Annotated in this window: 25 protein-coding genes; all 25 read right to left on the bottom strand. The window is 61.4% G+C overall.

Annotated features, from left to right (window positions below):
• Window positions 1-2: 2 nt before the first annotated feature.
• The gene (locus ACIPZH_RS20210; protein ID WP_197879367.1) at window positions 3-194 is read right to left on the bottom strand and encodes a hypothetical protein; all 192 of its coding nucleotides are present in this window, start codon (window positions 192-194) and stop codon (window positions 3-5) included.
• Window positions 191-1,063, bottom strand: a complete 873-nt coding sequence (locus ACIPZH_RS20215; RefSeq protein ID WP_400637534.1) for a phage tail protein — start codon at window positions 1,061-1,063, stop codon at window positions 191-193. Before ACIPZH_RS20215 ends, ACIPZH_RS20210 begins: the two co-directional genes overlap by 4 nt.
• Entirely contained in the window at window positions 1,063-1,722 is a 660-nt protein-coding gene (locus ACIPZH_RS20220) for a DUF2612 domain-containing protein (protein ID WP_400637536.1), read from the bottom strand. Before ACIPZH_RS20220 ends, ACIPZH_RS20215 begins: the two co-directional genes overlap by 1 nt.
• Entirely contained in the window at window positions 1,719-2,978 is a 1,260-nt protein-coding gene (locus ACIPZH_RS20225; RefSeq protein ID WP_400637537.1) for a baseplate J/gp47 family protein, read from the bottom strand. Before ACIPZH_RS20225 ends, ACIPZH_RS20220 begins: the two co-directional genes overlap by 4 nt.
• Entirely contained in the window at window positions 2,978-3,343 is a 366-nt protein-coding gene (locus ACIPZH_RS20230) for a hypothetical protein (RefSeq protein ID WP_400637539.1), read from the bottom strand. The genes ACIPZH_RS20225 and ACIPZH_RS20230 overlap by 1 nt, the downstream gene beginning before the upstream one ends.
• Window positions 3,340-4,026: a Gp138 family membrane-puncturing spike protein gene (locus tag ACIPZH_RS20235; RefSeq protein WP_400637541.1), complete on the bottom strand. Its 687-nt coding sequence runs from the start codon at window positions 4,024-4,026 to the stop codon at window positions 3,340-3,342. Before ACIPZH_RS20235 ends, ACIPZH_RS20230 begins: the two co-directional genes overlap by 4 nt.
• Window positions 4,023-4,958 carry a baseplate hub protein gene (locus ACIPZH_RS20240; RefSeq protein ID WP_400637543.1) on the bottom strand — a complete coding sequence of 312 codons (936 nt, stop codon included), beginning with the start codon at window positions 4,956-4,958 and terminating at the stop codon, window positions 4,023-4,025. Before ACIPZH_RS20240 ends, ACIPZH_RS20235 begins: the two co-directional genes overlap by 4 nt.
• Window positions 4,948-5,253: a phage baseplate plug protein gene (locus ACIPZH_RS20245; RefSeq protein ID WP_400637544.1), complete on the bottom strand. Its 306-nt coding sequence runs from the start codon at window positions 5,251-5,253 to the stop codon at window positions 4,948-4,950. Before ACIPZH_RS20245 ends, ACIPZH_RS20240 begins: the two co-directional genes overlap by 11 nt.
• Window positions 5,250-5,882 carry a phage baseplate protein gene (locus ACIPZH_RS20250; RefSeq protein ID WP_400637545.1) on the bottom strand — a complete coding sequence of 211 codons (633 nt, stop codon included), beginning with the start codon at window positions 5,880-5,882 and terminating at the stop codon, window positions 5,250-5,252. Before ACIPZH_RS20250 ends, ACIPZH_RS20245 begins: the two co-directional genes overlap by 4 nt.
• The gene (locus ACIPZH_RS20255; protein WP_400637546.1) at window positions 5,879-7,681 is read right to left on the bottom strand and encodes a phage tail tip lysozyme; all 1,803 of its coding nucleotides are present in this window, start codon (window positions 7,679-7,681) and stop codon (window positions 5,879-5,881) included. Before ACIPZH_RS20255 ends, ACIPZH_RS20250 begins: the two co-directional genes overlap by 4 nt.
• A 148-nt stretch (window positions 7,682-7,829) precedes the next feature.
• Window positions 7,830-8,309: a phage tail assembly chaperone gene (locus ACIPZH_RS20260; RefSeq protein WP_400637548.1), complete on the bottom strand. Its 480-nt coding sequence runs from the start codon at window positions 8,307-8,309 to the stop codon at window positions 7,830-7,832.
• The gene (locus ACIPZH_RS20265) at window positions 8,306-8,710 is read right to left on the bottom strand and encodes a hypothetical protein (protein ID WP_400637550.1); all 405 of its coding nucleotides are present in this window, start codon (window positions 8,708-8,710) and stop codon (window positions 8,306-8,308) included. The genes ACIPZH_RS20260 and ACIPZH_RS20265 overlap by 4 nt, the downstream gene beginning before the upstream one ends.
• A gap of 13 nt (window positions 8,711-8,723) precedes the next feature.
• Complete coding sequence (locus ACIPZH_RS20270; protein WP_400637551.1) at window positions 8,724-9,854, bottom strand: DUF3383 family protein; 1,131 nt, start codon at window positions 9,852-9,854, stop codon at window positions 8,724-8,726.
• Window positions 9,838-10,395 (bottom strand): LIC_12616 family protein, encoded by a 558-nt coding sequence (locus ACIPZH_RS20275; protein ID WP_400637552.1) that lies wholly within the window; start codon window positions 10,393-10,395, stop codon window positions 9,838-9,840. The genes ACIPZH_RS20270 and ACIPZH_RS20275 overlap by 17 nt, the downstream gene beginning before the upstream one ends.
• The gene (locus ACIPZH_RS20280) at window positions 10,388-10,807 is read right to left on the bottom strand and encodes a hypothetical protein (RefSeq protein ID WP_400637553.1); all 420 of its coding nucleotides are present in this window, start codon (window positions 10,805-10,807) and stop codon (window positions 10,388-10,390) included. The genes ACIPZH_RS20275 and ACIPZH_RS20280 overlap by 8 nt, the downstream gene beginning before the upstream one ends.
• Window positions 10,807-11,259: a hypothetical protein gene (locus tag ACIPZH_RS20285; RefSeq protein ID WP_400637554.1), complete on the bottom strand. Its 453-nt coding sequence runs from the start codon at window positions 11,257-11,259 to the stop codon at window positions 10,807-10,809. The genes ACIPZH_RS20280 and ACIPZH_RS20285 overlap by 1 nt, the downstream gene beginning before the upstream one ends.
• 47 nt (window positions 11,260-11,306) lie before the next feature.
• Window positions 11,307-11,744: a DUF4054 domain-containing protein gene (locus ACIPZH_RS20290; RefSeq protein ID WP_400637555.1), complete on the bottom strand. Its 438-nt coding sequence runs from the start codon at window positions 11,742-11,744 to the stop codon at window positions 11,307-11,309.
• Entirely contained in the window at window positions 11,737-11,919 is a 183-nt protein-coding gene (locus tag ACIPZH_RS20295; protein WP_400637556.1) for a hypothetical protein, read from the bottom strand. The genes ACIPZH_RS20290 and ACIPZH_RS20295 overlap by 8 nt, the downstream gene beginning before the upstream one ends.
• Before the next feature lie 4 nt (window positions 11,920-11,923).
• Entirely contained in the window at window positions 11,924-12,106 is a 183-nt protein-coding gene (locus tag ACIPZH_RS20300; protein ID WP_400637557.1) for a hypothetical protein, read from the bottom strand.
• Between the two features lie 46 nt (window positions 12,107-12,152).
• Window positions 12,153-12,545 carry a hypothetical protein gene (locus tag ACIPZH_RS20305; protein ID WP_400637558.1) on the bottom strand — a complete coding sequence of 131 codons (393 nt, stop codon included), beginning with the start codon at window positions 12,543-12,545 and terminating at the stop codon, window positions 12,153-12,155.
• A 10-nt stretch (window positions 12,546-12,555) separates the two neighbouring features.
• On the bottom strand, window positions 12,556-13,533 hold the full coding sequence (locus ACIPZH_RS20310; protein ID WP_400637559.1) for a major capsid family protein: 978 nt from the start codon (window positions 13,531-13,533) through the stop codon (window positions 12,556-12,558).
• A 10-nt stretch (window positions 13,534-13,543) separates the two neighbouring features.
• A complete protein-coding gene (locus ACIPZH_RS20315; RefSeq protein WP_400637561.1) occupies window positions 13,544-14,053 on the bottom strand; it encodes a hypothetical protein in 510 nt (169 codons plus the stop codon).
• A complete protein-coding gene (locus tag ACIPZH_RS20320; protein WP_400637563.1) occupies window positions 14,053-15,159 on the bottom strand; it encodes a DUF2213 domain-containing protein in 1,107 nt (368 codons plus the stop codon). The genes ACIPZH_RS20315 and ACIPZH_RS20320 overlap by 1 nt, the downstream gene beginning before the upstream one ends.
• A gap of 3 nt (window positions 15,160-15,162) precedes the next feature.
• On the bottom strand, window positions 15,163-15,954 hold the full coding sequence (locus ACIPZH_RS20325) for a phage minor head protein (protein WP_400637565.1): 792 nt from the start codon (window positions 15,952-15,954) through the stop codon (window positions 15,163-15,165).
• 67 nt (window positions 15,955-16,021) lie between these two features.
• Complete coding sequence (locus ACIPZH_RS20330; protein WP_400637566.1) at window positions 16,022-17,422, bottom strand: DUF1073 domain-containing protein; 1,401 nt, start codon at window positions 17,420-17,422, stop codon at window positions 16,022-16,024.
• Window positions 17,423-17,438 lie beyond the last annotated feature (16 nt).

The following is a 17,438-nucleotide window of genomic DNA, read 5'->3' on the forward strand; positions in this document are numbered from 1 at the left end:
ACCTACGGGCTGATCAGTTTCCACTTGTAGCCGACCCACTTCGGCAGCTTGCCGGCGGTGAAGATCGGCGGCTTCGTTTCGGTGCACCCGGCTGGAAGAAGCCAGTTACCCGGCACTTGAGGGTCGCGTTCGGCGATCGTCTCACCGAGGTAGAAGCCGTTCTGGTCGTACTGGTAGACGGTTTTCTGGTTCATAGGTATCGAATCCACCTAACCTGGGCGAGGTTGACTGGCCTCGCTTCCGTGCCGCCGTTTGAACCGAGACTTATCGTGTGGGTATGTGTGCCGCCTAGAGATGTGCTCTTTGTCTCAGTGCCGTAGTAGTTTTCATCGCCGTACACGGCGTTGCCAGGCGTACCAACTGTCCGGTCCAGCATGAATGTCATAGTGTGGCTGTGCTGGCCCGCTGCTGCGGCTGATGCGCTGTGCGAGTGAGCCAGGTTTTGACTTGGCTCCAGCGTATTGCCGAGCGTACGTCCTGAGTTCAGCCCGCGCCCATCATCCAGGAAGCGAGGAAATACCCCGCGCCAGTCGGGCAGCCTGAATTCGGTGCTGAGCTCACCACCTGTGTTGTAAGTTGTGCCGATCACAGCGAATAGCTTGGGGTAGGCCGATCGGATAAGTACCGACCCAACACACTTCAGCCAGCCGGGATCAGGAGACCCGTTGTGAGCCACATCCTTGTATTCGCCAACGCTGAATGACGAATAAAGGCTGGCGCCGATCAAGCGCCAGTAGGTCGGACTACTGGCCGGGGCATTACCTACGTTGGCATTGGCAACGGACTCATAGAACAGCCCGTCCTCTGGCGTATAGCATGGTGCCCCGGCTGAATAAACAGCCTGCGGGTGATAGGCCATTACTCCGCGCCGCTCGAGGTCCTGCAGTGCAGAATCTACTCGGTTGTGCCACCAGTTTTCCTGGCCTGCGCGCGGGGCGTCCTTGTCCTGCCCACCCTCCCAGCCGGTATTCTGCCGGGCGTTGTCGGGCACCTTGAAGGTGTTGTCGTTGTCCTGGGTCTCGACGCCTTGTGCCCAGCGGGTATTGAAAGCCTCTCGTGCCATCAGGAAACGTCTCCAGGCAGGGTGAAGTTGGCATAGTTGAAGATCAGGCTTGATGTGCGCTCGATCTCGCTGATGTTGGTGGGCAGGATGTAGATCTGGCCTATCCTGGTTCCCTGAGGCCTTGGGATCAGGTCGAAGTTTTCCAGCAGGAACTGCGTGGTGTTGTCGAGTTCCGATGCAATCCCGATGTCGAACGACTTGTCGCCGTTACTGTTCAGCGCGGTGACCTTAACCCCTATAACGACCTCCAGCAGCTTGATGATGCTGTCGCTGGTGCCGTCGCTGACGTTTCGGGCGATCTTCGCCTTTATCAGCTTGCGATACAGGTCATTGTTCAGCGGTGCATCCACCGCAGCGCCGTCGCCGATGTAGGGCGCGACGTTGTAATTGGTGTAGTTGTCGTTGCCGGCGTAACCGAATACGTCATAGGCGGCGGCGCGCAGTATTGGCCTGGGCACCCCAACGATGCGCCCGATAACATCCAGGTCCTCGCCTGTGGCGCTGTCCACGTCGTAGGCCGAATAGATCTGGCTGATCGGCTTCTCAAGCTTCTCGTTGGCGATAGTCGGGGTGAGCGTGAGCCAGCGCGTCATGCGCTGCTTGCCGCGGTACTGGTTGATGATCCGCTTCTTGGCGCGCGCTACATGGTCCATTTTCATAGCGGTACCAATACCGTGATGTTGTCTGGGTCGAAGGTCGCCAATTCGGCAATCCCTGGCTGAATTGGTGCCACGCCCTGGCTGCCGGCGCTCAGTCCTATGGTCAAGCTGGTGATGTAGCTGTCGCCGTACTGGCCCAGCACCTTGTTGACTGGCGTGTACAGGCGCCCGACGGGTACCACTTCGCCAATGTCGTAGCCGCCCTGGTTGAATCCCTTCACCTGGTCGTCGGAGAACAGCTTTTTGGTCGAGTCCTCAACTATGGCGTCCTTGATGCGCTGCTCGATATCACTTGGCAGGTTGCCCTTTCGCTGCACCTCAACCGAAACGTATATCGGTAGGGCCACTGCACGCTGGAACGTCATCGTTTCGTTGTTACCGGTGGAAGGCGACGTGATCTGCACCTTCACCCCGGTCGCCCCAGGAGGATCTACCCAAGTGTCGGTTTTGGTGCTGTAACGGGGGTACATCGGTGTGCCCGGGTTGTACTTCGAGTACATCGCCTGGCCAACGTCTTGGTCTGAGCCGCCATTCACGATGACCGCGATTGCGGTGTAAGGGATGCCGTCAGGGTCAGCTGGCTCATCGCTGTTGTTCTCAAGGATCTTCACATCCGTCACGCCGGCTACGTTGGCGACAGCTGCCAGCATGTTGTCCTTCATGTTGCTGCCAGGCAGCGACACCGAATTGTTTCTCCTGGCGCGAAATTCAACGTCCGATTCAGCATCTTCGCCCGGGGCGGCGGCGGCATTGGTCACCGATGACCAACCAGGGTATGGGGTGCCGATCACTGTCAGCTCTCCGGCTGCAGCCAGCACGCGACCGGGAGTAACACAGGTAGCGAAGCCGGTGGCGCTCTGCGAGACACCGATCACGATCGCAGCGGTGGTCAGCCAGAGAGTGTTGTCGACCTTGCTGCGAATCTGCGAGTTGGCCGGCAGCACGGTGCCGGCTGGGCCAGTGATGGTGATCGGTGCGACCGAGTAGGTGGCATCGCGAATGGCAACCCCTGAGATCTTGCCAATGTTGCGTAAGGCCTCACCCGTCGCGCTGTCCGGGTCCTTGGCCCGGTAGGCGGCCACGATGCCTTCGTCCAGGTTGGCCAGCATCTCGGCGTCGATACCGAGCTTTTCGCCATCCGGCGTATCAGGGTCAAGGTTCCAATCCGGGTCTATCGCGAGCGTCCGGGTCTGCAGGTCGGCCAAGTACTCATTCAGCGAAGTGCCCGTGATGCCCTGGTCATTGATTTCGGCCATTAGACGATTGCCTGTACGAAGTTGATGTCGGCGCTCTCGCCTGAGGCGCTGATGATGGTCGCGGCCACGGTCAGTTGGCGGGTTACTGCATCCGAGGTGACGCTGAAGGCCGTCATGCCCACGCAACCTGGCGTGAGCAGGATGCGGCGGCGGATGATCGACTCCCGCGTCGCCAGGCGTGATCCTTTTCCCAGCACGCCGCCGAACCAATCGGTGCCGTCGGCTGTGTTCAGGAACCATTCGCCCAGGAAGAACTTGAGGCGGGTGCGCACGTTCTGCGCCACCTCTTCGGCTGAGTAGCCGGTCATGAGCTTTTCCTGCCCCATTGCCAGGTCGCCGTTGGCGTCGAGCTTGCGAACGGTCATGGGATGGGTACTCCACTGATCTGCGTGCCTTGCTGGACGCCGGAGGTACGATGCAGCTTGAGGCTGATCTCGCCCGCTACAACGTCGTTCGGCGTTGTGACCAGGCTGGCAGGGCTGATGGTCACACCGTTGATGTTCACGGTGCCGTCGGCGCCAATGGTGATGAACCCGGCGCCGTTGCTCAGCGAAATTGAGGTGTCATCCTTCAGCCAGGCGTACATCGACCCACTGTTGTTGCGTAGGCGGATGCCGTCATTAGCGAAATCGGTGATCGCCCCTGGTACCGAGCGAATCCCGGGGGTGAAGTAGGCATCATTGATGGAGAACCGGCGCGGCTCGGACTTGGCGGCCACGCCACCTTGGTCTACCCAGGAGTCGATGCACTCCTGAGAGAAGAAAATGGCTCCTTCAACACCGGCCCCAATACGGCACTCAAGAGTTCCGCCTGATCCACCCCAGAACTGAACTGGCACTCGAACAATCTGCCTGCGCGGCTCCGGATCTCCCACCCGAGGCTCTAGCATAAGGCCGATCTGCACCTCTGCCAGCTGCGTGTCGGGATCGAAGCTAAGCACATGCCCGGGAACGCTGGTGCGGACGTTGTCCTTGAGGTATTCGCCGAAGATCTCGCGCAGCATTTTCGCGAACTGTTCCCGGGTGCGGGATGCCAACGGGTCATTCATCGAGTCGCCCTATCAGAGATTCCAGACTGGGCCATGGTGTCCAGCCGCAGGCAGCTGATTTGGCTTTCCCACTCGTCGCCGTGTGAGTCACCGATGATGGCCAGGGAGTTGATGCGGTAGAAGCCTTCGCCAATGGTGCGCGGGACCTCATAGAAAAAGGCCCCGGAGAATTCAAATTGCGGGGCCATGGATTCGAGCTTGATGGTGTCGCCGAGCTTAAGCTTGGGGTTCAGGGCGCACCTGATGCCGACCTCTGTGTCGGTCACCACCGGTGAGCCGATCATGCCGCTGGACGCGTTAATAACGAACACCTCGTTGGGCATCGCAAAGCCTTTCTTGATGATCTTGGTGGCGCCGTTCTCGATCATCCAGTCGAACTCCCAGGCGCTGGCCAGCTCGTTCATGCATGCGACCGGGCTGCCCTGCAGAACCGTGCCCCCGGACCGGCGTTTGAGATCGGCGAAATCTCCGAAGAACTGGATCTCTCCGCCGAAGCGCTGGGCGCACTCCTCGATGATCTGGACAGGGTCAGTCTCTGGCGACAGCGTCAGGTTGATGATTCGCTCATCCCGCTCCTGAGCCTGCGAGCGGCAGAAGAACTTGACGCCCCGAGTTGAGCCGCCGTCTTCCATGACCTTCTGCACGTTGGTGATCTGGCCCAGGAACACGCTGCCGAAGGTGCTGGCATACCCGGCCTCCAGCGAAATGAACTCGTATTTCTTGGCCGCGCCGTCGCCCAGCATCTGCCGAGTCGAGTAGTCGGACACGTTGTAGATGGTGATCTCGGCCACACTGAAAGCATTGCCGGCGAAGTGGATGACCTGGAAAGTAATGCGCAAGCCATCACTGTCAGGCCGCATCTCGTAGATCTTGCCGCCTGAGTCGCGGCCAAGCTTCAGCCGGTACCGGCGTAGATAGATTTCATCGCTCATCGGACCACACCAGCGTGTTGTCGACCCCCAGATTGTCTGGGGTGGGTTGCTTGCCTTCGAGGATCAACGATCCGTAATTCACCTTTGGCGGTGGATACAGGCCGGCCAGCAGGTCTACGTCAGGCAGAAGGAACCGTCCAGCGGTCAGCAAGTTGCCAGAGGCCGTGCTAATGCTCACGCGGAACACCTCCAGCCTGGCCATCCATTGCAGTTCGATAACGAGGGTGTTGCTGCCGAGCGGAGCGTTGAAGGTCTGCGCTGGGAGGGCCTGGATGTCTACCTTATAGCGGCTCACTGGATCACCTCGACCGAAGCTGAGCCGGACGAGACCATCGGCGCGCCTTGAGTCGCCACAGGGTCGTTCTGGAGCAGCTGATCGGACGAAGTTACGCCGCGTGTCACCTGCGAGCTGATAACCCTTACCTGCTGCAGCTCAGCCACGAACACGAGACCATCCTCGTCGTCGGGTCGAGTGCGCTGATCCAGTCGTATCAGGACCATGTTCTTTAGCGTTTCGTACTCGGTGACCAGGTCAAACCTAGCGCGCGACTGGAGGAGCGCCGTCAAAGCCGCCCAGGCGGTTGCAGCCCGGGTTGCCTCGCTGCCTGAGAGCAAGTAGGCCGAAACCGTCGATATCGCAGCCCCGGCCACGCCGCCGATGGCGCTGGAGATTGCGCCAACCCCCATCATGCCCAAATCATCCAGGCCAATACCCAGCGGGGTGTTGGAAACCGCGCCAGTCAGCAGGTAGCGGTCTGGCAGCAGGCGCGCATGGTCGTTGCCATTGGTGCCGAACTCCACTGGGAACTCGGTTAGCTGCACGGCCTTGCTGGTTGCACCCTCAAGCTTGGCGTCGAACTCGATAGGGCCAAGCATGGGCAGCGCCTTCGAAAAGATGCTCATGACCCCATCGGCGATGCTCATTTTTCAGGGCTCCTGAAGTCTTGGGTGGTGTGGTCAATCAGGGTGCTGAGCTGCTCGTTGTAAAGCTGCTTGACCTTCTCGGTATCAGCGCCGTGGATATGGAACTGGCGGTTATCCACGTTATGCACCGACTGTCCTGGCGTCGCAGGGCTTGTCGCAGGCGCCAAAGGCGAGGCTGCCGGCGTAACAACATCGCCTGCGGTGTATTGCTCCGGTGCCCGGCGCTGGTTTTTCGCCCACGCTTCGATCTGCTCCAGGATGCTCGGCCCTTTCTTACCGGATCTGGAAAGATCGGCCTGCACCTTTGCCCACTGCTCGGGGTCGCGCAGGTCCAAAATAGGTGCTGTCGAGCCTGACGCCTGGGGCAGACCGTAGTTGTCGGCGATATCGCCTCGCCTGGACACTTCGCCGTCGGCGTCTGCGGGGCGCTCGTAGTAACGAGAGACGATGCCGGCTGCCTGTCTTGCGCTTGCGGCCAATTTCAGGCGCTCGCCCGCCGACTTCTCGGCTCCCTTGGTCAGCTCGTGATGGATGAACTCGAGCTGCTCGGTCGCGGTGGAACTGCGGATGTCTTTGCCGGAGTACTTGGCGAAGTTCGCCTGCCTGTCCGGGTGCCACTGGGCAAGGCCGTAGGCATTCCCGCCGTCACCAACGGCGTCAGGCCTGAATCCGCTTTCCTGCTCAAGGTTCGCCGCGATGCCAGCCGCCTGCTCCGCAGACCAGCCCTTGGCGCGGAAGAAGTCCATGACCGCCACTGCGGCTTCTGAGCCACCCTTACGAAGACGGTTGTTCAGCAAATCCTGATCTTCACCAGCACTCAGGCTGCCGGAGTACAGCAAAGCAGCCGCGCCACCACCGGCCACAGCCAATCCCGATGCACCAGCAGCCGCACCTCCGGCCGCTGCGCCGGCAGCTCCAGCAGCTCCTGCGGCACCACCCAAGCCAACCAGCGCACGCAGCGCAGCAAGGCCTTTCAGTGCGCTGGCACCTCCCATCAACACCAGGGCAGCCGAGACGAGCTCGATGTTCTTGGCCAGGGTGCCGAAGAAGGCCTCCAGCCCAGAATCCACCAGGTCCTTGTTGTCGCGGTAGAAGGCAGTGAAGTCCTCAGCCAGTTCGGCAAAGGCCGGCACCAGTTCGCCCGCAATGGTGTTCCCCATGTCGGTGAATACCAGGTTGAGCTCAGCGTTCGCCTTGGTGAGGCGGGCCGCGTCTTCGACCTGCTTCTGGGTCATGATCCCCAGCTTGCTGCGGGAATCCAGCTGCTTCTCGACCTCGTCGCGCCCCTTCATCAGTAGGCGTATGGTGTTCTCGTCGAAGCCCAAGGCCTGGCCGGCGAGGCGCTGATTCAGCGGCGTCATCCTCTCGAAGGCGCCGGCGATGTTGGCCAGTGCCTCGGCCGTGTCCTGAGCGCCGATGATGGCGTTCGGATCGAGCCCCAGCTTGGCCACATCGCCAAACCAGCCGACATTCCCGGTGATGGGGGATGCCATAAGGTCCTGGATCTTCTGCATGGCTGCGAAGGCGTCTTGCGCATTCCCACCCTGAGCGGCCAGAGCCTGGCCCAGAGCCTGCACATTCTGGGTGCTGAGCCCAGTCAGTCGGTTGAAGTTGTTCAGCTCGGTGCCGGCGCTCTTGAAGTCGCCCACCACCTTGTCGATGGCCAGCTTGCTTGCCAGCACGGCGCCGAACTGCAGCGCTGACTTGGTGAGCCCGCCGAAAGCCGCGTCGGCCTTCTGGAACGATTTCTCGTCGACCTTGATGCCCAGAGCGATCAGGAAGCTTTCGAGTACTTTCAAGGGTTCGCTCTCCGGATCTCGTCGTTCAGCTGCCGCACGTACAGCATTTCATCCATCGCCAGGTTGGCGCGCTTGACCCAGCCCAGCGAGTAGGTGCCGTCAGTGAGGTCTTTGTAGGTGCAGAGCGGAGGGCAAACCCCGGGGATCCCTATGCAGGGTCGCCAGAGGTCCCAGTCGATGGCTGGGTTGAGGCGCTCTCCTGACTCGCCTCGGGCTCCGCGGCTGAACCGGTAGAGCTCTGGAAGAGGGTCAGGAGTCCGGTAAAATCCTCGAACACATTCCCGAGGGCCAGAACCACCAGGGTGAAGTAGGTTTTCAGGCGGCCTGAGAACTGCTGCATTCCGACCAGTTGGCCATCCTTGTGCAGCTGGCTCAGCATCGTGTCGCAGATGAAGTTGAAGTCATCCTCTGGGATGCGGGACAACATCACGCCCACGATCTGGCCGGCAATGGCCACCGAAGAGGCGGCCCCCAGTTCGGCCTGGGCCAGGCCGCGAATCAGCGGCTCGACACCGTATTTACCAAGGCGGAACAGCACGGCGCGCTGCTTTTCAGCGCTGGGCATGCCGAATGTGTAGGTCACGCCCTCATGCTCGATGGTACGAACGTAGTCTTGAGCCTGGGTCATACCACCTTGTCCTTGTTAAATTCCATGACGAACGTAGCGTCGTTCATGCCTGGGCCGCCGCGTGCCATCGACTTGCCGCGGGTGATGACGCCTTCGGAGAAGACGGCACCTTCAAGGCCGGCAATGGATGCGTAGGAGCCAGACACCTCGGACTTAGCGTTGACCTGGGCCTGCAGTGCCAGGGCCTGGGGGCTGCCTGGCATCAGGTTGACGGTCAGGCGCAGGCCTGGGTTCTTGCGGTGGAAGCGGACAGCATTGCCACCCAGGCCTCGACTCAGGATTGCCTGGTCGTCGATCGGCTCGATCGTGAAGGGAGGGTCAGTCCGCCCCCAGTCATCCAGCACGCCAACGCCGGTGATCACCACGATGGTGTTTTCTACAGACAGGTCACTCAGTGCCATGCTCTGGCTCTCCTCAGTCGACGTTGACGGTGACGTCTACGGCGTGGATGGCGCCGGCACGGAACAGGCGCATGATGATTGGGGCAGCCAAGCGCTCTGCGCGCTCGGCGTCGGTGAGGTCGAGAATGTCGTCAGCCTTGCTGAGGATCTCGTAGCCGTCGCTCAGAACCTCTTCACCTGTCTCGTCGCTGGTGTACTGCCGCGGGCCGAGATAGCCGTTGTCGATGAAGCGCTGGCCGATCTGGGCCGCAGCATCGATCAGCACTTGTTGCCCCTCGGGGGTCTGCTTCAGCTTGGTCGGCACGTTGGCCAGGGCGTTGTAGAGGTTCACGATCAAGGCATTGACGAAACCGTCAAGATTGAACACGTCGTCGATGAACTCGCCGAAGCTCGATGTCGACCTGGAGTTGATCACCCGGCCGGCATCCACCTGGCCACCGGTTTCGACGATCGTATAGAACGGCGCGCCTTTCTCCTTCATCGCGCTGTAGGCGGTGCTGGTCAGGTCTTCGGCAACGATGCCTGGCAGCTTCTTGAACTCGCCGGTGATGGTCGAGTTCGCGGCATTGAAGTTGACCCGGCTGAACACGGCACCCAGCTCGAAACCGGCATACGGGGCAGTGGCATGGCTGAGCAAGAACGACCGGCGCGAACCCTGCAGCTTGGCCTTACTGGCGATGTCAGTGGCCAGGCTAGGGTCGCGCACCGAGGATTGGTTCGTGGTGCCAGCGTAGAACTTGCCTGCAGCGTCACCGGCAGCGATCAGGGCCAGCACATCGGCGTCGTTCGCGCGGATGGTGGTCTCGAACTCATACCAGTAGAACCAGATGCGCTTGTTGATGGCGTCATTGAGAGATTCGACCGGGCTGTCATTCTCCTGGCGCAGGTAGATGCGCAGCGAACGAGGCTTAGGCACTGCCGAGAACCAGGCCAGTGCGGCAAGGTATGGGTCGGACGCGATACTGAAGTCCGCCGCGACCGCCGAGGCGCCGCCGTAGTCTCGGTACGAGCCCTCGGCAAAGGTCGCGTCAGTGGACGAGTCGAAGTCCGCGAATACCATGCCTGCGCCAAAGTTGGCAGTGCCCAGGCCGGCCGCACGGATGTTCGTGACGATGTTGATGATGTTCTCAGCCGGATAAGGCATTTACTTCCCCTTGCGCGATGGCGCCAGATTGTTCGGTTTGAACCTCGAAGCCGACGCGGTAGATCCGCTGAATGCGGTCTTCAGCTACGGATTCGCCGTAGAGGTACAGGGTGACCTGCGAACGCTCTTCCATAGCTGCTTGGTAGAGGCCTGTCAGGTTGTTGATGGGAGATACGCGGGACCAGCCCAGCTTGGCGCGGCGCAGGATGGTCTTGATCGGCTCGCGCTTGTTCGCCTCGCACAGTGACATGGCCATGCCCATGGCGCCGGCGCGGTAGATGTTGATGCTGAACCCGATCGTGAACTGGATCGCCACGCGCTCGATGATGTCCTCGAACCGCGGGTCATCGGCGGCTGGCACGTTGCGCTGCGTCTTGAGCGCCTGACCGAACTGGGCCGGGCTGTCGATGCGCACGGCGGCGTAGGTACCGGCGGGTGCTGATGTGCCCGGGTCGCCCACGATCACCTTGTTGGCTGGCAGGCCAGTGGCGGCAACGACCACCTGGCACACGACCTTCGTGAGGGCGACGGTGTCAACCATTGGCGTACCCCTGAAGCTTCTCGATCTCGGCCGGGTCCAGCTTGGCTATCACCGCGCGGCAGAAGTTGTGCCAAGGGCGGTAGTCGGTGGCCATAGCCTTCCACCAGGTGGCGGGCTTGTCCGGGGTCTCGGCGAAGACGAGGATGTCGGCCAGGTTTCCCGGGGTTGATACCTCGATGCCCTTACCGTCGTTGCGATGGATGACCCGAATATCGTTGACCCGCTCGGCGCCGATCTGGAGGAACTCGATTTCCTTGTCGCTGGCCGGCTGGACGTTGGCATCGAACGTGTCGAGCAGCGTCATGGTCAGCTTCGGTTCAAAGTCGATGATCTCGCTGCTGTAGCGCATCCTCTGCACGCCACGATGCGTCACGAAGGGGCCGCTGACGTGCCCGCGCATGTTCAGGCCCATCAGATGCCCTCCTCGATAGGATCAGCGCCGTCATCGATGACATAGCGAATTGAGCCCAGAAGACCCGCATTGCCGGTATCAATCAGGGGATGATCGGAGCCTTTCTTGTCGATCGTTGATTGCGCGTTAGGCGGCGTGTAGGTATCCAGGATCTGCTGCTTGACGTTGCCCTCAGCGAGCTCGCCGAGCTGATCAAGCAAGGTGCGCATCTGCATATCGCCGGTAAGCACCTGCGGAATCATCAGCTCAACCAGGCGCATATACTGTGGGGCGCCGCGCTCTACGCCCGGGGCTAGAAACGGCCTGGCAGTAATGTGTCCATCGGCGCTGCCGAAGTTGTTCACGGCTGCGACAGTGGCGATCGTAAGGCCATCCTCGTATTCGCCAGCTCCCTTGGGCACGCCCACCAGCACGCGCTGTTCACGCTCCAGGCGCTGGGCAAGGTCCTTCATGGCCTGCTCGACCTGCTGACGGCCGATGAGGCTTACGGTGGGTCGAATCATACGCAGATCGCCCCCATGCCGGCCCGCTGCCGCAGGTGGAGATACTCAAGCCCGTACGGGGTGAGAGCCAGTGCCGCCTCCCAGGCCGTCAGCGATGCGTTCGCGCCTGGGACGGCGTATGACACCGACTCATCACGAACGCTCTTGCTGGACACGGCGTAGGGCGTGGTGGCGCTGCCATCGGCACCGGTCGCGGCAGTGGTGGCCGCATTCCAGGTCAGGTAGTGGGCCGCCAGGGCGAACCAGCCGCGCTGCAGGAACGAATAGGGGCCATAGAGACCCCAGTTGCCGCAGGTGCCGAATTCGCCCTTGGCGATGTTCAGGGCCTTGGTGATCTTGGCGTCTGACCACTTTGCCGGGTCGGCGAACTCTTCGTAGAACTCGCGGAACTCGTCGACCATCTCGGGCGTGACTGAATAGATTAGGTCAGCCATGGAGTATCCTGCTGATCTTGATCTGGATGCCGATCCGAACCATCCACATTGGCACCCAGGGCCTGTAACCCTTGAAGATCGAGCCGATGTTCACGCAGTTGATGGCGTATAGCGCCGGGATGAACCACCAGCGCGGTTTCACAGAGATATTCACGGCGATGGTGGACAGGGCCATAGCTCTACTCCTGATCGGTTTGAGGCTCGGGCGACGGGCCAACCTTGATCCAGCCGGCCCGGTAGTAGTTCGTCGACTTCAGGCGCTCTGCCTCTCGGTCGTCGAAGTGCTTGATCGCTTCGCCCGGGCCCAACGATAGGTCGGCTAGGTCGATTCGGTGCGAGCTGATATTCGTGATGGAAGCCATCAGGGTCTCCAGTCATAGGCCCCGGTGAAGGGGCCGTGACACTGGGTTACTTCTTGGCGGCCAGCTTGGCCTGGGCGTCTTTCAGCTCGCTTTCCAGCTTGCTGGCACGGGCCAACTCCTGGGTGAGGCGATCTTCCAGGGCCTTGACCTGCTCTGGGTGCCCCTTGGTGGCGGCTTCCAGATCGGACAGCTTGGCCTGGGCGGCGAAGAGGTCAGCCTTGAGCTGGGTGTTCTCCTCAGTCAGCGCCTGCAGATCGCCATTGGCATCATCAGGCTGCTCCGGGGCGCCGGCCACCAGCAGGCCGTGCTGCTCCCAGAATGAGCCCTTGGCCAGTTCGAACTGCGCTTCGGTGGTCTGCTCACCCGGCTGCACCGAACTGCCGTCCGAGAGGACGACAGGGTTGGCGCTGACGTTGGTGTAGATCTTCTTCGAAGACATGGTGACCCCCTTAGATGCCGTCGACGTAGGCGTGGGACAGAGGCACACGCAGCTCTGTACCCGCGGTGCGAACCACACCTGCAGCCTCGAACAGTAGGCCGCCCTGCGATGGAATTGGCGCGTTCAAGGTGAACGGCATCGGCAGGTGGAACTTCGCGAACTGCGGATTCTTGGTGTAGGCGACCATGCGGTCGGTGCCGCCTGCGCCCGCGCCTGCCAGCTGGAGAACGGGCTCGAAGGTGACCTTGAGCACTCGCTCCAAGTAGCTGATCAACGTATCCGAAGTGTTTGGGATTCGGTAAGTGGTCAGTTGGCCGTACTGGGTCAGTGGCAGCAGGATGTGCGTCGGGCGGAAGATGCTCTTGGTCTGTACCGAATAAACCTGAAGGATCAGGTTGTTCAGCAGGGTGAGCATTTCCTGGGCGGCAGTATCAGGGTCCTGAGCTAGGATCTGGGCGAAGGTTTTGTTCGAGCCGCCCAGCAGAGCTCCTGTGGCTAGTACTGGCACTCCCGGGTACTTGATCAGGCCTCCGGTGGCCAGTGAGGGCCAACGCGCGTCGCCAACCATTGCCACCCGATCCAGCCACTGCTCGGTCAGGGTGCGGGTGGCGATTGGCTTCTCGGCCAGGTAGTTGATCGCGCCACCGAAGCCCTGGGCATTGGCCATTTCCATGGCCTTGCCGACTTCGATCTGGGTGTAGTCATAGCCCAGGGCTGCCTGTACAACGTCCACGCCGCCGATCTTCGACGCGATTTCTGCGCGAGGGAAGTCGTGCGACTTGTCGCCGATCGGCGCTGGCTCACCCTTGTAGTCGAGCACTTTGAAGCCGATGGACTCGATGTAGTCCGGGGCCGACGTGTCCACATTGAGCAGCTGCGGGTACATGATGTCCGGGTACGGCTGACGCAGCACCTCTTGTTCGATGTACGTCAGGTTGCCGATCAGGAAGCCCAGTTGCGCCTGGGCTTGTGCGTCCATTGTTCTCATAGGTCGCTCCTTAGGCGGCAATGGTGGTTTGGTTGATGGCCTTGACCTGCATCAGGGCCAGCTCACCGGCCGCGGCAGCGGTCAGGAAGGTGCAGCCCGGCAGCAAGTGGTTGCCAGCGGTGGAAGCATTGGTCAGCTCGCCAGTGGTGGGCTTGGCATAGACCTGGGCGCCGACGGTGGCGCCATCAACGGTCTTGACCCAAATACGCCCGTGAGAGACGCGGCTGGTTTCCTCGCCGGCACGGTAGCTGCCGACTACGTTGGCCGAGCCGTTGCCTTGCCCAGTGACGTAGCTGGAACTGACGCCTACAGTCTTGCGAACCGAGATGCCCAGGAAGAAGCCAGCGCCGGCACCGGGAAGCGCGTCACGCTTGGCGGCGGAGCCGGACACGACGGCCCGAGCGAACGGGATCACCACATCGGCTACGCCAGAGGTGATGTCGGCCATGGACTGATCGTTGATCTGGCCCTCGTAGGCCTTGCCGGCGTACTGGTCGAAGGTATCAAAGGCGGTAGCCATTACTTTTCACCTCGCAGGAACTTGTTGTAGGCGTCAGAGCCGTCGCTGGTCAGCTTCGGACGGTTCTTCAGGTCGTTGGCCAAACCACGCAGGCTGTCGTTGGTCGACTTGCTGTCTTCCTCGTCATCCTCGTCGGTGGTTTCCTTCGCGTCCTCCTCGGCGGAGTCGAACGCGGCGGTGATGTAGGCCTCGGACTTGCCGGCCCAGTCGCGGGTGGGCTTGAGCTGGGCCAGGGCGGCGCGCTTGATTTCCAGCGGGGACACCAGGCCCTTGCTGTCGAAGTTCTTCACGATCTTCGAGGCGGAGGCGATGGTGTCGAGGGTGAGCTTGACGCGCTCGCCGATGGCAGCGTCGGAGGTCGATTTCTTCGCCTCTTCTGCCTTCTCTTCGGCTTCGTCTTTGGCCGCTTCGGCCTTGTCTGCGCGCTCGTTGGCTTCATCCAGGGTTTTCATGAGGCCTGACACGGCGTCTTCGACTACCGTTGCGGTCTCTTCGTCGAGGATGACGGAGCGGCTTTTCTTGGAGTCTAGGAAGACTTTCCGGGTCGCCATTGGGGGGATACCTTTCGGTTTGTGGTCAAAAATGCGGGCGACCTTGCCGGCCCGCGCTGCATCAACAACCGCGAAGTGGTTGTATTTGATGATCCGCTGCACGTACTCGTAGGACTGGCCATCGGGGGCGATGCCAGCCTCGGGCACGTATTCGGCGGTGTAGCCGGGCGAGAGCTCAGCCTTGCCCGACTCGATGTCATCGATGGCCGACTGATCCTTGATGATCATGTCGACGACCGCGTTTTCACCCTCGCGCTCATAGCCGCGGGCATGGCCGACAGACACGTCGCGGAAGGTGGTCGAGTCGACCAGATCGTCCGGGTGGTCGTTGGTCACGTCCTTGTCGATCGCCGTGGCCATCGACTCAGGGTTGAACAGCTCCTCGGCGGGCTTGTAGACGTTCACGATGCGGGCCGGGCCCGGTAGGTCCAGCTCCGTCGAAACGTACTGGTAAACCCCCGTGCGGGCCGCAATACCCTTGACGCAGAGGTAACCCTCGGGCGTGCGAGTGCGCGACGTCGGCGTGAAGGCCGCGTCGATGGTCATTCTTTTCATGTGCTACCCGTTCTTGTCGGGGAAGTAGTTCACGCCGGGGATCAGGGAAATCCCTACGCACCGGCAGAGCGGGTGGTGCTTGCCAGGGTGCAGGTTGGTCACGCCGCGCCAGGTGGCACCCTCGGACACCTTGTAAACGCCAGGGCCATAGCCAATGTCCTGCTTGGCGATGCCGTAGCAGCTGATCTTGGCGTTGGGGTACTTGCCGTTGGGGTCACCAGAGACGCGCTGGTCCTTGGCCGTCTCGACGCGGTAGAACTCGATGCCGGCCGCTGCCTGCCGCTGGCGGGTCAGGTCACTGTTCAGCTGCGACACCTGGTCCCGGGCGATGAGCTTTGCCCGCCTGGCGCTGACACCGGTCTGCGCCTGAATCTGCTTGGCGATGGCCGTGGGGGCGAGGCCGCTCTTCATGCCGCCCAGCACGATCGTCTCCACCCGCTGGAAGTACTCTGCGGGAATGGACTTGATCAGGTTTACGTTCTCGGCGGTGGAGGCCTCGAGGTAGTCGACCATGCCCTTGGGCTTGGTGATCAGCTCGAAGTCCACGCCCACGGCCCGGTTGACCGACTTGCGAAAGTCATCAGCATTGTCGGCTTCTGCCCGGCTGATGGTGCCGGCGGCGACCCGGCGGGCCTGTTGATCGAATAAGCTGGTGGTGAACGTCGACGACACGCGGCGTATTACTGCGAGGATTTCGTCAGTCCAGCCGTCCAAGGTGACCTGGCTGTCGGCGGTGTACTGCGGCTTGAGGCGAGCCAGCTCAGGGCCAAGGACCGCATACAGCTGCTGCGACATGGTGCGAACCAGCTGGTTGAGGCTGCCCCGGTAGAACCGCTCCGCGTCACCGCTGGGTCGTACCGGATCAGGCTCCCGGGGTTTTCTCTTTCTCGCCAGCAGGGTCTTGTTTATCGCCGTCAGGGCCTCCAAGGGTGAAGGCGTCGAGGTCTTCTTCGGAGCCAAGGCCATTGTCTTCGTCCTTCTCACGCTGCTCTTGGGCGGCGATTTGCTCGTCGGTGATGGCGTACCGGCCCTTGGCCTGCGCCCGCCTCATGGCGTGGCTCGGGCGAATGATGCGGCTCTCGATGTTGAGCTGGTCGGCCTGAGCGTCTGCCAGGTCTTCCTGAGCCTCTTCCACGCTCGACTTCTGGTAGAGCGGATTCCACTCGAACTCGATGTCTTCGGGGTAGGTACCCAGCGCGGAGCGGATCATCACTTCATCCAGGCGCTCAAGGTCTCGGCGCATCTGGCCGTCCTGCTTGCCCTTGATGGTGCCGTGGTAGGTCTTGAGGTCGCCGTCACCGGTGGCGCTCAGGCCTGCAGCCGACTGCCCCCAGAGCTCGGTAACTGGCATCTCGGCGGCACCGGCAGTCCAGACCATGAATTGCTCCATGATCTGGCTCAGGCCAGAGAAGGCGATGCTCTTGCGGTCATAGACCTCGTTGTCCTGGTCCAGCAGGCCAAGGTTGATGATCCCTTTGAGCATGCCGAACAGGCGGTAGCGCTCGGTTATCTGATCACACTGTGCGCTGGACAAAGCGCCTTGTAGGCCTTTCACGCTGATGGTGTCGACGTTCGCTTCAAGCACCAGGGAGGCGATACCGCCCTTGGTGGCTACCACATCGCGCAGGTCTTCCACGCAGCGGCGCAGGCGACTGTCACCCCAACCCTGCTCGAACTGAGCCATACGACGCGGCAGGCGTGCGCCAGTGCGGCGGATGACGTGCGAGTAGTGGATTGGCTGCTGGCCGTTCACGACCGTGTACACCTCAGGCAGCATCCAGTTGGGCGCCAGAGGATCGGTGAAGTTGAACTGGCTCGGCTGGATGTCCCAGCGGTCGAACACGACGATGTTCTTGAGACCGCCCTTCTTCACCTTGTCCAGGTTGAGTGGCTTGCTCAGGTCCTGGCCGGTGATCAACAACATGGCCGCGCCGCCGTAGAGGTCAGCCCAGCAGCACGCATCCAGGTACTTCTGCTGCACACCCAGCCGGCGCTCTTCAGCAGCGATCTTCTTTGCGTCCTTCCCGGAGAAGGTACGCCACTCACGCAGGGCATCTTCGTTGGGCTTGTCCACGATACGCCGGGCCAGCCAGTTGGACTGGTAGGCCGCTTCGAGCTCATACGGCGTGACGAACTGAAACCCGAACCGGTTGTGCGTGCGCTTGTCGCGATTGGTGCCGATGTTGGCTACCAGGTTGGAAAGACTGTCCGATGTGACAATCCCGCCAGATGGCACTTGAATTCGCGGTTTTGATGTGGTCACAGATTTTTCTCCGCGC

The organism is Pseudomonas sp. NPDC089758 (genome assembly GCF_044748705.1).
GTDB classification, from domain to species: Bacteria; Pseudomonadota; Gammaproteobacteria; order Pseudomonadales; family Pseudomonadaceae; genus Aquipseudomonas; species Aquipseudomonas putida_X.

What these genes read in the sequence shown, in the direction of transcription:
- ACIPZH_RS20310 (WP_400637559.1), bottom strand. Translation starts at nt 13,533, where the DNA reads ATGAGAACAATGGACGCACAAGCCCAGGCGCAACTGGGCTTCCTGATC.
- ACIPZH_RS20325 (WP_400637565.1), bottom strand. Translation starts at nt 15,954, where the DNA reads ATGTCGCAGCAGCTGTATGCGGTCCTTGGCCCTGAGCTGGCTCGCCTC.
- ACIPZH_RS20220 (WP_400637536.1), bottom strand. Translation starts at nt 1,722, where the DNA reads ATGAAAATGGACCATGTAGCGCGCGCCAAGAAGCGGATCATCAACCAG.
- ACIPZH_RS20275 (WP_400637552.1), bottom strand. Translation starts at nt 10,395, where the DNA reads ATGGTTGACACCGTCGCCCTCACGAAGGTCGTGTGCCAGGTGGTCGTT.
- ACIPZH_RS20270 (WP_400637551.1), bottom strand. Translation starts at nt 9,854, where the DNA reads ATGCCTTATCCGGCTGAGAACATCATCAACATCGTCACGAACATCCGT.
- ACIPZH_RS20320 (WP_400637563.1), bottom strand. Translation starts at nt 15,159, where the DNA reads ATGAAAAGAATGACCATCGACGCGGCCTTCACGCCGACGTCGCGCACT.
- ACIPZH_RS20240 (WP_400637543.1), bottom strand. Translation starts at nt 4,958, where the DNA reads ATGAGCGATGAAATCTATCTACGCCGGTACCGGCTGAAGCTTGGCCGC.
- ACIPZH_RS20315 (WP_400637561.1), bottom strand. Translation starts at nt 14,053, where the DNA reads ATGGCTACCGCCTTTGATACCTTCGACCAGTACGCCGGCAAGGCCTAC.
- ACIPZH_RS20235 (WP_400637541.1), bottom strand. Translation starts at nt 4,026, where the DNA reads ATGAATGACCCGTTGGCATCCCGCACCCGGGAACAGTTCGCGAAAATG.
- ACIPZH_RS20295 (WP_400637556.1), bottom strand. Translation starts at nt 11,919, where the DNA reads ATGGCCCTGTCCACCATCGCCGTGAATATCTCTGTGAAACCGCGCTGG.
- ACIPZH_RS20210 (WP_197879367.1), bottom strand. Translation starts at nt 194, where the DNA reads ATGAACCAGAAAACCGTCTACCAGTACGACCAGAACGGCTTCTACCTC.
- ACIPZH_RS20260 (WP_400637548.1), bottom strand. Translation starts at nt 8,309, where the DNA reads ATGACCCAGGCTCAAGACTACGTTCGTACCATCGAGCATGAGGGCGTG.
- ACIPZH_RS20265 (WP_400637550.1), bottom strand. Translation starts at nt 8,710, where the DNA reads ATGGCACTGAGTGACCTGTCTGTAGAAAACACCATCGTGGTGATCACC.
- ACIPZH_RS20285 (WP_400637554.1), bottom strand. Translation starts at nt 11,259, where the DNA reads ATGAAGGACCTTGCCCAGCGCCTGGAGCGTGAACAGCGCGTGCTGGTG.
- ACIPZH_RS20225 (WP_400637537.1), bottom strand. Translation starts at nt 2,978, where the DNA reads ATGGCCGAAATCAATGACCAGGGCATCACGGGCACTTCGCTGAATGAG.
- ACIPZH_RS20280 (WP_400637553.1), bottom strand. Translation starts at nt 10,807, where the DNA reads ATGGGCCTGAACATGCGCGGGCACGTCAGCGGCCCCTTCGTGACGCAT.
- ACIPZH_RS20230 (WP_400637539.1), bottom strand. Translation starts at nt 3,343, where the DNA reads ATGACCGTTCGCAAGCTCGACGCCAACGGCGACCTGGCAATGGGGCAG.
- ACIPZH_RS20250 (WP_400637545.1), bottom strand. Translation starts at nt 5,882, where the DNA reads ATGAGCATCGCCGATGGGGTCATGAGCATCTTTTCGAAGGCGCTGCCC.
- ACIPZH_RS20215 (WP_400637534.1), bottom strand. Translation starts at nt 1,063, where the DNA reads ATGGCACGAGAGGCTTTCAATACCCGCTGGGCACAAGGCGTCGAGACC.
- ACIPZH_RS20305 (WP_400637558.1), bottom strand. Translation starts at nt 12,545, where the DNA reads ATGTCTTCGAAGAAGATCTACACCAACGTCAGCGCCAACCCTGTCGTC.
- ACIPZH_RS20300 (WP_400637557.1), bottom strand. Translation starts at nt 12,106, where the DNA reads ATGGCTTCCATCACGAATATCAGCTCGCACCGAATCGACCTAGCCGAC.
- ACIPZH_RS20290 (WP_400637555.1), bottom strand. Translation starts at nt 11,744, where the DNA reads ATGGCTGACCTAATCTATTCAGTCACGCCCGAGATGGTCGACGAGTTC.